Annotated in this window: 11 protein-coding genes; 4 read left to right on the top strand and 7 right to left on the bottom strand. The window is 65.6% G+C overall.

Annotated elements, in window-relative coordinates:
- Window positions 1–13: 13 nt before the first annotated feature.
- Window positions 14–2,605, top strand: coding sequence for a bifunctional aconitate hydratase 2/2-methylisocitrate dehydratase (gene acnB, locus GBZ48_RS23020; protein ID WP_174473138.1), 2,592 nt, complete (start codon window positions 14–16; stop codon window positions 2,603–2,605).
- 86 nt (window positions 2,606–2,691) lie between these two features.
- Here acnB and GBZ48_RS23025 read toward each other — a convergent pair whose 3' ends face one another.
- Complete coding sequence (locus tag GBZ48_RS23025; protein ID WP_174473139.1) at window positions 2,692–3,591, bottom strand: MBL fold metallo-hydrolase; 900 nt, start codon at window positions 3,589–3,591, stop codon at window positions 2,692–2,694.
- A gap of 283 nt (window positions 3,592–3,874) precedes the next feature.
- Between GBZ48_RS23025 and GBZ48_RS23030 the strand changes: the two genes are divergently transcribed.
- Entirely contained in the window at window positions 3,875–4,984 is a 1,110-nt protein-coding gene (locus tag GBZ48_RS23030) for a branched-chain amino acid ABC transporter substrate-binding protein (RefSeq protein WP_174473140.1), read from the top strand.
- A gap of 24 nt (window positions 4,985–5,008) precedes the next feature.
- Here GBZ48_RS23030 and GBZ48_RS23035 read toward each other — a convergent pair whose 3' ends face one another.
- Window positions 5,009–8,032, bottom strand: a complete 3,024-nt coding sequence (locus GBZ48_RS23035; RefSeq protein ID WP_174473141.1) for a bifunctional diguanylate cyclase/phosphodiesterase — start codon at window positions 8,030–8,032, stop codon at window positions 5,009–5,011.
- Between the two features lie 458 nt (window positions 8,033–8,490).
- Here GBZ48_RS23035 and hmuQ point away from each other — a divergent pair, with 458 nt between their 5' ends.
- Window positions 8,491–8,817, top strand: a complete 327-nt coding sequence (hmuQ, locus tag GBZ48_RS23040; protein WP_174473142.1) for a heme-degrading protein HmuQ — start codon at window positions 8,491–8,493, stop codon at window positions 8,815–8,817.
- Between the two features lie 49 nt (window positions 8,818–8,866).
- Window positions 8,867–9,760, top strand: coding sequence for a pirin family protein (locus GBZ48_RS23045; protein WP_174473143.1), 894 nt, complete (start codon window positions 8,867–8,869; stop codon window positions 9,758–9,760).
- A gap of 43 nt (window positions 9,761–9,803) precedes the next feature.
- On the opposite strand, the gene GBZ48_RS23050 is transcribed toward GBZ48_RS23045, so the two are convergent.
- From GBZ48_RS23050 to GBZ48_RS23070, 5 genes are all read right to left on the bottom strand, one after another.
- Window positions 9,804–10,661: a hypothetical protein gene (locus tag GBZ48_RS23050; RefSeq protein WP_174473144.1), complete on the bottom strand. Its 858-nt coding sequence runs from the start codon at window positions 10,659–10,661 to the stop codon at window positions 9,804–9,806.
- Between the two features lie 129 nt (window positions 10,662–10,790).
- The gene (locus tag GBZ48_RS23055; protein WP_098738185.1) at window positions 10,791–11,135 is read right to left on the bottom strand and encodes a HesB/IscA family protein; all 345 of its coding nucleotides are present in this window, start codon (window positions 11,133–11,135) and stop codon (window positions 10,791–10,793) included.
- A 22-nt stretch (window positions 11,136–11,157) separates the two neighbouring features.
- Window positions 11,158–11,634, bottom strand: coding sequence for an iron-sulfur cluster assembly protein (locus tag GBZ48_RS23060; RefSeq protein ID WP_174473145.1), 477 nt, complete (start codon window positions 11,632–11,634; stop codon window positions 11,158–11,160).
- 15 nt (window positions 11,635–11,649) lie between these two features.
- Complete coding sequence (sufU, locus tag GBZ48_RS23065; protein WP_174473146.1) at window positions 11,650–12,117, bottom strand: Fe-S cluster assembly sulfur transfer protein SufU; 468 nt, start codon at window positions 12,115–12,117, stop codon at window positions 11,650–11,652.
- Window positions 12,114–13,376, bottom strand: coding sequence for an aminotransferase class V-fold PLP-dependent enzyme (locus tag GBZ48_RS23070; RefSeq protein WP_174473147.1), 1,263 nt, complete (start codon window positions 13,374–13,376; stop codon window positions 12,114–12,116). The genes sufU and GBZ48_RS23070 overlap by 4 nt, the downstream gene beginning before the upstream one ends.
- Window positions 13,377–13,378 lie beyond the last annotated feature (2 nt).

Consider the following 13,378-nt stretch of genomic DNA (forward strand, 5'->3'; position numbering starts at 1 on the left):
GAGGAACCCTGCCGTGCTCGAAGCCTACCGCCAGCACGCGGCCGAACGCGCCGCCCTCGGAATCCCGGCTCTGCCCCTGACCGCGAAGCAGACGTCGGAGCTGATCGACCTGCTGAAGGCCCCGCCGGCGGGCGAGGAGGCCTTCCTCCTCGACCTCATCACCCACCGCGTTCCGGCCGGCGTCGACGATGCCGCCCGCGTCAAGGCCGGCTTCCTGGCCGCCGTCGCCAAGGGCGCCGACAGCTCTCCGCTGATCTCCAAGGTCAAGGCCACCGAACTGCTGGGCACCATGCTCGGCGGCTTCAACGTCCAGCCACTGATCGACCTGCTGTCGGATGCCGAGTGCGGCACCGCCGCCGCGGAAGGCCTGAAGAAGACCCTGCTGGTCTTCGACTTCTTCCACGACGTCAAGGAACTGGCCGACAAGGGCAACGCCAACGCCAAGTCGGTGCTGCAGTCCTGGGCCGATGCCGAGTGGTTCACCTCGCGTCCGGAAGTCCCGGCGTCGATGACGCTCACCGTCTTCAAGGTGTCGGGCGAGACCAACACCGACGACCTGTCGCCGGCCCCCGACGCCTGGAGCCGTCCGGACATCCCGCTGCACGCGCTCGCCATGCTGAAGAACCCGCGTCCGGGCATCGAGGCCGACGAGCCAGGCCAGCGCGGCCCGACGAAGCAGCTGGAAGCGCTGAAGCAGAAGGGCAACCTGATCGCCTATGTCGGCGACGTGGTCGGCACCGGCTCCTCGCGCAAGTCCGCCACCAACTCGGTGCTGTGGTTCACCGGTGAGGACATCCCGTTCGTCCCGAACAAGCGCTTCGGCGGCGTCTGCCTCGGCACCAAGATCGCCCCGATCTTCTTCAACACCATGGAAGACGCCGGCGCCCTGCCCATCGAACTCGACGTCAACAAGATGGAGATGGGCGACGTCATCGAGCTGCGCCCCTATGAGGGCAAGGCGCTGAAGAACGGCGAGGTCATCGCCGAATTCACCGTGCGCTCCGAGGTGATCTTCGACGAGGTGCGTGCCGGCGGCCGCATCCCGCTGATCATCGGCCGTGGCCTGACCGCCCGTGCCCGCGAGGCGCTCGGCCTGCCGGCGTCGGAGCTGTTCCGCCAGCCGGCCTCCCCGGCCGACACCGGCAAGGGCTACACGCTGGCCCAGAAGATGGTCGGCCGCGCCTGTGGCCTGCCGGAAGGCAAGGGCGTCCGTCCGGGCACCTATTGCGAGCCGAAGATGACGACGGTGGGGTCGCAGGATACCACCGGCCCGATGACCCGCGACGAGCTGAAGGACCTGGCCTGCCTGGGCTTCTCGGCCGATCTGGTGATGCAGTCCTTCTGCCACACCGCCGCCTATCCGAAGCTGGTGGACGTCAAGACCCACCACGAGCTGCCGGACTTCATCTCCACCCGCGGCGGCGTGGCTCTGCGTCCGGGCGACGGCGTCATCCACTCCTGGCTGAACCGCCTGCTGCTGCCGGACACCGTGGGCACCGGCGGCGACAGCCATACCCGCTTCCCGATCGGCATCAGCTTCCCGGCCGGCTCCGGTCTGGTTGCCTTCGCCGCGGCCACCGGCGTCATGCCGCTGGACATGCCGGAATCGGTCCTCGTCCGCTTCAAGGGCGAGATGCAGCCGGGCGTCACCCTGCGTGACCTCGTCAACGCCATCCCGCTCTACGCGATCAAGGCCGGCCTGCTGACGGTCGAGAAGAAGGGCAAGAAGAACATCTTCTCCGGCCGCGTGTTGGAGATCGAAGGTCTGCCGGACCTGAAGGTCGAGCAGGCGTTCGAGCTGACCGATGCCTCGGCCGAGCGCTCGGCGGCGGGCTGCACCGTGCTCCTGAACAAGGAGCCGATCATCGAGTACATGACCTCCAACATCACGCTGATGAAGTGGATGATCGCCAACGGGTACGCCGATGCGCGCACCCTGGAGCGCCGCATCAAGGCGATGGAGGCGTGGATCGCCGATCCGCAGCTGCTGCGTCCGGACGCCGATGCCGACTATGCCGCGGTGATCGAGATCGATCTGGCCGACATCAAGGAGCCGATCCTGGCCTGCCCGAACGATCCGGACGACGTGAAGACGCTGTCCGAGGTCGCCGGCGACAAGATCGACGAGGTGTTCATCGGCTCCTGCATGACCAACATCGGCCACTTCCGCGCCGCAGGTAAGATCCTGAACGGGAATTCGGACATCCCGACCCGCCTGTGGATCGCACCGCCGACGAAGATGGACGCGATGATGCTGACCGAGGAGGGCTACTACGCCACCCTCGGCAAGGCCGGCGCCCGCATGGAGATGCCGGGCTGCAGCTTGTGCATGGGCAACCAGGCGCAGGTCCGCAAGGGTTCGACCGCCGTCTCCACCTCGACCCGCAACTTCCCGAACCGTCTGGGCATCGACACCCGCGTCTACCTGTCGTCGGCCGAACTGGCCGCCGTCGCGGCGCTGCTGGGCAAGATCCCGACGACCGAGGAGTATCTCGCCCAGGTCGGCGTGGTGAACAAGTCCGCCTCCGACATCTACCGCTACATGAACTTCGACCAGATCCCGGCCTTCCAGGAAGTCGCGGACAAGGTCGCCGTTCCGGCCTGATGGCCGCAAGCAGCGGTCGGTAAAGGAAACCCCCGCCGGTGCGATCCGGCGGGGGTTTTTCTTGCCGGCACCAAATGAGGCGGAGGTCAGGGCGCGCGATAGGCGCTGCGGTCCTCCGCCCGCGCCGGCTTTTCCAGATAGATCCCCTGCCGCGGGATGGCGATGCTGTCGAACTCGTCGGCCAGCTTATGCAGCGCGGCCCGCATCTCGGCCCCCTGCATCGGTTCGCCATGGCCGGTGATGACCAGCTCCGGATCCAGGGCGGCCAACCGGGCGACCGCCTCCCGCGCCTTGTCCCACTCCACCGTGAAATACATCGGCGGTCCGTGCATCTCGGCCCGCTGAACCGCGACGGCATAGGCCGACTCCTGGCCCGTGGTGACGAAGGCGTCACCGACGATCATCGAGCGGTCATGCTCCCGCCAGAGGGAGACATGGCCGACACTGTGCCCCGGCGTGTGAACCCAGCGCCAACCCGGCATCATCGGGACCGATCCGTCCTCCGGCAGGGCGCGCAGGCGCGATCCGACATCCACCGGCTTGCGCGGGTAGAAGCGCGCCAAGGCCGCCATCGCTCCGCCGCCGACCGACGGGTCGCCGGGCGGGTAGGCGGCCCGACCGTTCAGATAGGGGTGCTCCAGCGGGTGGGCGTAGACCGGGGCGTCCCATTCCTCCGCCAGATCCTCCAGAACCCCGACATGGTCGAAATGGCCGTGGGTCAGGACGATGGCGGCGGGTCGGGCATCGCGACCGAACCGCTCCGCCGCGGCGGAGCGGATGAAGCCCTTGGTGCCCATCAAACCGGCGTCGATCAGCACCCAGCCGCGGTCTCCGGCTCCGGGTTGACCCCAGAAGACCACATTGACGATGCCAAGCCGCCGATAGGCGAGGTCAGGCGCGATCTCGTGCGTGTGGTCGTTGCGCAATGCATCGAGCGCCGGATCGATCGCGCTGCTGTCCTCAGACAACGGAATCTGCGAGGCCATGGCCGTCCATCTCCCACCTGTGTCCTTGGACAACAGTACTGAGCGGCGCTCGTCCTGTTTTCGGCTTCGGTTTTCCTGCCTTGCTCAAATCCCGCTGCAGGTCGAAGACTGCCTCAAATAGGGGAAAGTCCGACGATGGCGGCGAACGGTCGCGGTTCCCGTCGGAGCGCTGCGAAACCCATGATCGCGCTTTCAAAATCCTGTCGTATCGGTCAGAAAAGGATACATGCCGTGGCCGGCGGATATGGTCCGGCACAAAATGGTCATCCTGGGAGAACCAATCATGCGTCTCACCGTCCTTTCCTTCGTCAGCGCGACGGCACTGCTGGCCGGCTTCGGCACGGCGCAGGCCGATATCGTGATCGGCCTGGGCACGGCGACGACCGGCCCGGTCGCGGCGCTGGGCGAGCAGTCGGTGTACGGAGCCAAGCAGGCGGTTGCGGACATCAACGCCAAGGGCGGCGTGCTGGGTCAGAAGCTGGTGCTGAAGGTGGGCGACGATGCCTGCGACCCGCGTCAGGCGGTGGCCGTCGCCAACCAGTTCGTGCGTGAGAAGGTGACGGCGGTGGTCGGCCATCTCTGCTCCGGCGCCAGCATCCCGGCGGCCGACGTCTACCAGGAGGAAGGCGTGGTGATGGTCACCCCGACCGCCACCAATCCGCTGCTGACCGCCAAGGGCCATCCCAACATCTTCCGCGTCTGCGGCCGCGACGACCAGCAGGGCGTGGTTGCCGGGAACTATCTGGCCCAGACCTTCAAGGGCAAGAACGTCGCGGTGCTGGACGACAAGCAGGCCTATGGCAAGGGGCTGGCCGACGTCGTGGTGGAGACGCTGGAGAAGGCCGGCGGCAAGGTCGCCTATCGCGGGTCGGTTACGGCGGGTGAGAAGGACTTCTCGGCGCTGATCACCAGCCTGAAGGACAAGAACATCGATGCCGTCTATTACGGCGGCTACCATCCGGAACTGGGCCTGATCGTCCGTCAGGCGCAGGAACAGGGTATGAAGCCGCAGTTCATCGCCGGCGACGGCCTGAACAACCAGGAATACTGGTCGATTACCGGCCCGGCCGGCGAGGGCACGCTGTACACCGACAGCGCGTCGGCGGCGAGCGATCCGAAGGCGCAGGAACTGATCGCGTCCTTCAAGAAGGCCGGCCTGCCGGAGCCGGGCAACTTCGCCTTCTACAGCTATGCCGCGGTCCAGGTGATCGCCGAGGGGCTCCAGAAGGCCGGCAGCACGGACAGCGGCAAGCTGGCGAAGACCCTGCATTCCGGCAGCTATGACACCGTCGTCGGCCCGGTGGAATTCGACAAGAAGGGCGACATCACCAAGCCGAACTATGTCATGTATGTCTGGAGCAACGGCCAGCCCAAGATGGTGGCCCAGAAGTAACCAAAGCAGGGTGCCGGCCCACCATCATGCGTGGGCCGGCTCTTCCATCTCAAGAATCTCCGGTTTCTTCGTATATTTGGCGATGAAGTCTTCGACCGGCATCGGGCGGTCGAAGTAATAGCCCTGGAAAACCGCGCAGCCACGATCCTCGAGAAAGTCCCGTTCGGCCGCGGTTTCAACCCCTTCCGCCACCACCTTCAGGCCAAGACGGCTGGCAATCGACAGCATCGTCTCCACCAGCACCGCATTGTGGCTGTTGCTGTCGACATCCTGGACGAAGGAGCGGTCGATCTTGATTTCCCGCACCGGCAGCCGCTTCAGGTAGGACAGCGACGAGAAGCCGGTGCCGAAATCGTCCAGCGAGAAGGAAATGCCGAGAGCGGCAAGCTCCGACATCTTGGCGACGGTGTCGGCGCAGTCGCCGACCGCGATGCCTTCGGTGATCTCCAGCATCAGGCGGCGCGGGTCGGTCCGGGTGGCACGCAGAGCGGCGATGACGCCAGCGCAAAAGTTCGGCTGACGGAACTGGCGCGGGCTGATGTTGACCGACAGGTGGCAGTCGCTGCCGGCATCGGACAGCCGGCGAAGCACATGGCAGGCCTCCATCAGGACCCAATCGCCGATGGGCAGAATCAGGCCGGATTCCTCGGCCTCCGCGATGAAGGCGCCGGGGGCGACGAAGCCGCGTTGCGGATGCTGCCAACGGATCAGCGCTTCCGCCGCCACCAGCGTGCCGTCGGCGCTGGTCTGCGGTTGCAGGAACAGGGTGAATTCTCCGGCATCGACCGCCTTGCGCAAATCCTGGAGCAGCAGCAGCCGGGCCTGGGCCTCGATCAGCATGGTGGGGTCATAGTCGCGGATGGTGTTCCGTCTGCTGTCCTTGGCGGCATACATGGCGGTGTCGGCCTGCTTCAGCAGATCCTCGACCGACTCGTCCGGCGTCTTGGGGAAGACGGTCAGCCCGATGCTGGCGGAGATGCTGTGCTCGCAGCAGTCGAGCTGGAAGGGTTGGGCCACGGCCAGCCGGAGCTTTTCCGCCACCTTTGAGGCGATGGCGGTCGCCTCCTCCAGCGTGGTGCCAATGTCCGGCAACAGGATGACGAACTCGTCCCCGCTCAACCGGCAGACCAGATCGCCCTTGCGCAGGGTGGCGTTGAGCCGTGCCGCCAGTTCGCGCAGCAGCATGTCGCCGATCATGTGGCCGCGGGCGTCGTTCAAACCCTTGAAATCGTCCAGATCGAGGAACATCAGCGCACCGCAGTGCGCGCCCAGCCGGGCCGCCCGCAGATGGACGTCAAGATGCTCCATCAGCAGGCGCCGGTTCGGCAGGTTGGTCAGCGGGTCGTAGAAGGCGAGATTTTCGATCTGCCGCGCCGCCTGCTTCCGCTCGGTGACGTCCATCACCACGGTCAGATAGCCGCGGATCGCACCGCCGCTGTCGCGCAGCACGCTGGTGACGGTGGAAATCGAGATGCGGGCGCCGTTCCTGCGCACTCCGGTCCATTCGCCGGGTTCGGGCCGGCCGCTGCACCGGGTGTGGGCGACCAGCGCCGCGAAATCCGCCTTTACCGGACGGTCGAGTTCGATGGACAGCCCGTCGGCGTGGGCGCGCAGTTCGTCCGGGTCATAGAGGCGCGGCAGGTCGGCGCTGCCGATCATCTCCGCCGCCGGGTAGCCGAAGATGCGCTCCGCCTCGCGGTTGAAGACACGGACGACGCCGTCCAGCGTGGTGGCGATGATGCCGCAGGCGGCGCTTTCGAGGATTCCGGTGTTCAGCGACAGGCTGTCCTTCAACGCCTCGCGGCTGGCATAGGTCTCGGTCACATCCTGGAAGACCATGACGACGCCGTGCAGCGTGCCGTCCCGGTCGCGGATGGGCGAGGCCATGTCGGCGATGTGGCTGCGGGCTCCGTCACGCGACACCAGAACGGTGTGGTTGGCGAGGCCGACCATGTCGCCGTTTGCCAGCACCTGCTCGACCGGCACCGGCACCCGCCGCCCCGTCTCCGCATTCTGGATGTCGAACACCTCGGCCACCGGTCGGCCGGCGGCCTCGCCCAGGGTCCAGCCGGTCAGCCGCTCCGCCACCGGATTCATCAGACTGACGCGGCCGGCGGTGTCGGTGGCGATCAGCCCGTCGCCGATGGACAGCAGGGTGACGCGGGCCTGCTCCTTTTCCCGCCAGAGGTCGCGCTCCGACTGGTGCAGGGCGTCATAGGGGTGATGCACAGCGGTCACGAACACGGCGCGGTACAGATACCAATAGCCGATGACCTTGTAGACATGGCCTGCCATGTTCGCGAGATCGTAGACGCTGAGATAGAGCGTGAAGCACAGTTCGCTGATCGCGATGGCGATTGCGGCGATCACCATGCGGTGGACGTCGAGCGTATGCGCCGCGCGCCGACGGCGGTAGAACATCGCCGCGGCCCCGGCATAGAGAAGGACCAGCAGATATTCGGCCGCGATTTTCAGCGGCGTCAGCCCGCTCCCGGCCACATAGGTGCGCGGCAGCAGGTCGGGGTGCCACAGGACCGCCCAGAAGATCGCGGCGCTCGTCAGCAGCACCCCGCCGATGAGCGGATAACGCAAGGCCACCGAGTTCCCCGCTCCAGCCTTCCAGGGAAGGACGGCCGCCATCAGCAGGGCCAGCGCCGCCACCAGCCGGGCGCCGAGCCAGAAGGCGATGGCCTTTTCCGGGCCGGCCGGCGTCACGAAGTCGGGCATGCCGGTGAAGGATAGCAGATGCCCGAAATCGAGCAGCGCCACGCCGAGGAAGCAGGTGGACAGCGCCATCAGGGCCGGCGGGGTGTCGTCGTTCCGGGAGTGCCAGCCGATGGCGAAGATCAGGGTGGCGACGGCGATGGAGAAGGTCTCGAAGAAGGTGTGCAACGGCAGGTAATGGGCCAACTCCACCGACCCCGGCACACGGGCTCCCTGAAGCACGAGCAGGAAGGGAACGGAAAGGGTGACGAGCGTGGCGATGGCGCCGGGGGGCTCGGCACGGCCTTGCACCGTCCCCGTCTGCTTTGGGACTGTTCCGGTCATTTCGCTCCCCCCGGCCACTGGGTCGGTCACCCTGCCCGCGGACCTTGTACCTCTTATGGGTACATTAGAGCTTAACGGCATTAAGGGTCCAGACACGGACAACCCTTATCGAACCGGACGCTTGGAACACTGTGAAACAGTTTTCGGAGGTTGTTGCACTGTTCAGTGCGCCCGGCCTGTGTGGAGATCGCGAAGAACTTGCGAAGAACGTGCATGGCGGCTTTTCCAGAGCGAGGAAGGCGTGCGCATTGTATCCCATCGGTCGTAAAGCATGTGGGCGCTTGGGAAAAACCGACATCAAGGCATTGATCTGCATGAGAGATTTGCGGATTCGGCGTCCCCTGTCCGGCACCGCAAGATCATAAGCGACGGCGCGTCAGGTTGATTGCCCCGCGCTGCTGCCAACCTCTATCCTCGACCGGGTCGGGCCTGTCGACCACGCCGGAAAGGAATGCCGCATGTTCATCGCGATGAACCGTTTCAAGGTCCGCCATGGGGCCGAGCAGGAGTTCGAGGAGGTCTGGCTGAACCGCGAGGTGCATTTGCACAAGGTGCCGGGCTTCGTCGAGTTCCACATGCTGCGGGGGCCCGACCGGGACGATCACCGGCTCTATTCCTCCCACACGGTTTGGGAGTCCGAAGGCGCCTTCCAGGGCTGGACGCGGTCGGAAGCCTTCCGCAACGCCCACGGCAATGCCGGTGCCCGCAAGCCGCTTTATGTCGGGCCGCCGGAGTTTGAGGGATTCGAGGTTATCCAGACCGTGGCGCGCGATCCGAACGCCTGAACGAAACAAGCCTGAACGAAACAAGCCTCAACCGTCGGGAGGAAGACCCATGCTGGATTTGGTGATCGAGCAGCGCCGCAAAAGCCTTGGCGGATTCGAAGTGGGGCGGGTTCTGCCCTTCGTCCAGCGGCGGATGGTCGGCCCCTTCGTCTTCTTCGACCATATGGGGCCGGTCGATTTCCAGCCGGGTCTTCCCCGCGATGTCGACGTGCGTCCCCACCCGCACATCGGCCTGTCCACCGTGACCTACCTGTTCGAGGGCGAGATCATGCACCGTGACAGCGTGGGCTCCGAACAGCCGATCCGGCCGGGCGAGGTGAACTGGATGACCTCCGGCCGCGGCATCACCCACTCCGAACGCTTCGAGCGTGCCCGGATGGAGGGCGGGACGATGCACGGCATCCAGGCTTGGGTCGCCCTGCCGGAAGCGGACGAGGAGACCGACCCGGCTTTTGCCCATTACGGCACCGGCGACCTGCCTCTGTTCGAGGAAGGCGGCGTGCGCGGCCGGTTGGTGGCGGGCGAGGCGTTCGGGGCCAGGGCGGGGGTGAAGACCCATTCCCCTCTGTTCTACATCCATTGGGATCTCGCCCCCGGCGCCCGCGTCGCCCTGCCGGAGGACGGATGGCAGCGCGCGGCCTATATAGTGGCGGGAAGCGTGGAGGTGGAAGGGCAGCGGTTCGAGGCGGGGCGGATGATCGTCTTCGCGCCCGGCCACCCGGCGGCGCTGACCGCCGCCACCCAGTCCATCGTCATGGCGGTCGGCGGCGAGCCGCTGGGGCAGCGCTTCATCGACTGGAATTTCGTGTCGTCTCGCAAGGAGCGGATCGAGCAGGCCAAGGCGGACTGGCGGGCCGGGCGGATGAAGCTGCCGGATCTCGACAATGGCGAGTTCATCCCGCTGCCGGAGATGCCGAAGCCGCCGGCGAATCCGATGTCGTGAGGGGCAGTGAAAGGCGGCGCGGTATAATCGGGAACCCGGAAATCTATCGGCTGACTGGTTTGAAGCTGAACCACGCCGGCATCGTGCCCTTGCCCAGACCGGGAATGTCGTAATCGGCGGCGAAGCGCGCCATAGCGTTGTTTTCGAGTTTGAAGCCGACGGCGAAGAGCCGGTCGGCAGCGTCCAACTCATCCTTGCTCGCGATCTTGTCGGTGGTCGAGCTGGTTTCCCGATCATCGTCACCAAAGTTCAGATCGGCGAACCGATTGGCCTTGCTGGTGAAGACCGCCCCCATTAAGGAACGCTCCTCGTCTGACACATGGATGGCACCGGGGGGCGTGGTTCCTTTGAGGCGTTCGGAGATCGAGCGGTGCATGGCGCTGACCTCCTCCTGACTGACGGAGCCATTTTTTCGCGCTTCGCCCAGTTGGTCCATTTCCTTGAGCGCCGACCAATAATCTGGATTCTCGGTGGCCTTCGCCGCAGCGGCACTCTGTTCGTGCGCGACCTTCATGCGGTCGGACATCTGCTGTTCTTCGGCACTGTGACCGCTTTCGGTCACGAAGCGGTTGAACAGCGCATTCTTCGCCAGCGACCGCAACCCCTTCACAGCGTCATCCGCCGACACACGGCCGGATTCGACGAGGCCTTCCAACTGCTTCTTGCTGTCGGAGTCGAGATGCTCGAATGCCTTCGCTGCGAGGCCGCTCAGCGCCTTGCCGAGTTTGCTGACCGCAACGGTATCGCCGACAGGGGCGGTCGATGCGTTGGCTGACGCCGTTTCCGCTTTGTTTGGCATACCGGACGAAGCGGCTTTGCTGGCGAACAAGGGCGCTGTTGCGGTTGTACCGGCCTTGCCGGTCAATGCCGCCCAGGCGTTGCTGTAAACGCTTTGGACCATCCCACACCCCCAACTTTGCGTGGCAACACGGTCAACATAGCTCAAGTGGGGGTATAAGTCAAAATTACGCGCGAATTATCATTATATTTCCTCCACCGCCGCGAGTGGCGGTGGAGGCATTGCTGAATCTCAGACGTGGAAGCTCTCGCCGCAGCCGCAGCGGCCCTTCTCGTTGGGGTTCTTGAAGACGAAGCCGGTCTGGAACTTGTCGTCGACATAGTCCATCTCGCTGCCGATCAGGAACATGACGGCGGCCGGGTCGATCAGGATGGTGACGCCCTTGTCCTCCACCACCTCGTCGAACTTCATCTTCTCCTTGGCATACTGAACGTCGTAGCTGAGGCCGGAGCAGCCGCGCGCCTTCACGCCGATGCGCAGGCCGACCATGTCGTCGGTGGCCTTGGACATCAGCGCCTTGACGCGCTCCGCGGCGGCGTCGGTGATCGTGAGCGCCTTGGGCAGGGGGCGGGCCATGGTGACGGTCTCCTAATACGGCTCAGAACATATCCAGTTGCAGGCGGGCTTCCTCGGACATCATGCCCTGGTGCCACGGGGGCTCCCACACCAGCTCGATCTTGACCTCGTTGACGTCCTCGACGCCCAGCACGGCCTGACGGACCTGTTCGGGCAGTTCGCCGGCCACCGGACACATGGGGCTGGTCAGCGTCATATCAATCTCGACATTGCGCTGACCATCCATGTCCACACGGTAGATCAGCCCCAGTTCCCAGATGTCGACCGGGATCTCAGGGTCGTAGCAGGTCTTGATGGCCGCCACGACGCGATCCATGATCTCCTCCCGCGGGTCGTAGCCCTCGGGCGGCTGGGGCATCGGGGCGAAGTCCTTGGATTCGGCCTTGGCTTCGGCGGCACTCTCGGGGGCGGTCTCGGCGGCGGCCTGCGCCTTCAAATGCGCCTCGGCTTCAGCCGGATTGGGAGCCATCGGGCGCTGGGTCAGGGCTTCATCGGGCATTTCGATCCCCTTCCGTCAAAACTGGTCGCTGGAGGCCGAAGCCTCGCCATGGAGTGCCGCGTTCATGGCGTGCCAGGCCAGGGTCGCGCACTTCACCCGCACTGGGAACTGGCGCACGCCGGACATCACCATCAGCTTTTCCATCGTCTCGTCGTCGACACCCTCGGGGATGTCGGGCTCGTCCTGGGTGCACAGCTCGTGGAAGGCGTGGAAAAGTTTCTCCGCCTCCGCCGCCGTCTTGCCATGCACCAGCTCCGTCATCATCGAGGCGCTGGCGGTGGAGATGGCGCAGCCGCGGCCCTGGAAGGCCACGTCGTCGACCACCCCGTCCTTCAGGGTCAGATAGACCATGAAGCGGTCGCCGCACATCGGGTTCTCGCCCTTCGCCTCGCGGTTGGCGTCGTCGGGATGGCGGAAGTTGCGGGGATTCTTGCCGTGGTCCAGGATCACTTCCTGATACAGCTCGCGCAGATCGTCCATCATGCTCCGAAGAACTCCTTGACCGCCTGGAGGGACTGGACGAGGGCGTCGGCTTCCTCCCGGGTGTTGTAGAGGCCGAAGGAGGCGCGGACGGTCGGTCCGACGCCGAACCGCTCGGCCAGCGGCTCGGCGCAATGGCGGCCGACGCGCACGGCGACGCCATACTGGTCGACGATGGTGCCGACGTCGTGCGGGTGCACGCCCTCCAGAGCGAAGGAGATGATCGGCCCCTTGCCGGGGGCGGTGCCGACGATGCGCAGCCCATCGACCTGCGACAGCTGCTGGGTGGCGTATTGCAGCAGATCGTGCTCGTGCGCGGCGATGGCGTCGCGGCCGAGAGCCTCGATATAGTCGATGGCGGCGCCCAGCCCGATCACCTCGGTGATCGGCGGCGTGCCGGCCTCGAAGCGCGACGGCGGCGCCTTGAAGGTGGTGCCTTCGAAGCTGACGCTCTCGATCATGTCGCCGCCGCCCTGATAGGGGGGCATTTTCTTCAAGAGGTCGTACTTGCCGTACAGCACGCCAAGGCCGGTCGGGCCATACAGCTTGTGTGCGGTGAAGACGTAGAAGTCGGCATCGATGTCCTGCACGTCGACCGTGCCATGGACCACCGCCTGGCTGCCGTCGAACAGCACCGGAACGCCGCGCTCATGCGCCAGCCTGGCGATGGTCTTGGCCGGGGTGACGGTGCCGAGCACGTTGGAGCAGTGGGTGATCGCCACCAGCTTCGTGCGGTCGGACAGCAGGTTCCTGTAGGCGTCCATGTCGAGGACGCCGTCCTCGTCGCAGGGCACGACCTTGATGACGATCTTCTTCTCGGCCTGGAGCAGTTGCCACGGAACGATGTTCGCGTGATGCTCCATGATCGACAGGATGACCTCGTCGCCTTCGTTCAGGAAGGTCCGGCCATAGCTGCTGGCGACGAGGTTGATCGCCTCGGTCGAGCTGCGGGTGAAGACGATGCAGCGGTCGTTCGGCGCATTCAGGAAGCGTGCGACCTTGGTGCGCACCGCCTCGAACTGGTCGGTCGCGGTCTGCGACAGGAAATGGACGCCGCGGTGGATGTTGGAATAGTCCTCCTCCAGGAAGCGGGTCATGGCCTGGATGACCTGACGCGGCTTCTGGGCGGACGCCCCGCTGTCCAGATAGACCAGCGGCTTGCCGGGCTTTCCCTTCCTGGCGTGGACGCTGCGGGCGAGGATGGGGAAATCCTCCCGCACCCGCTGCACGTCGTAGGCTTGGTTCAGGATGGCATCGGACATGG

Origin of the sequence: Azospirillum melinis (assembly GCF_013340935.1) — a bacterium.
GTDB lineage: Bacteria > Pseudomonadota > Alphaproteobacteria > Azospirillales > Azospirillaceae > Azospirillum > Azospirillum melinis.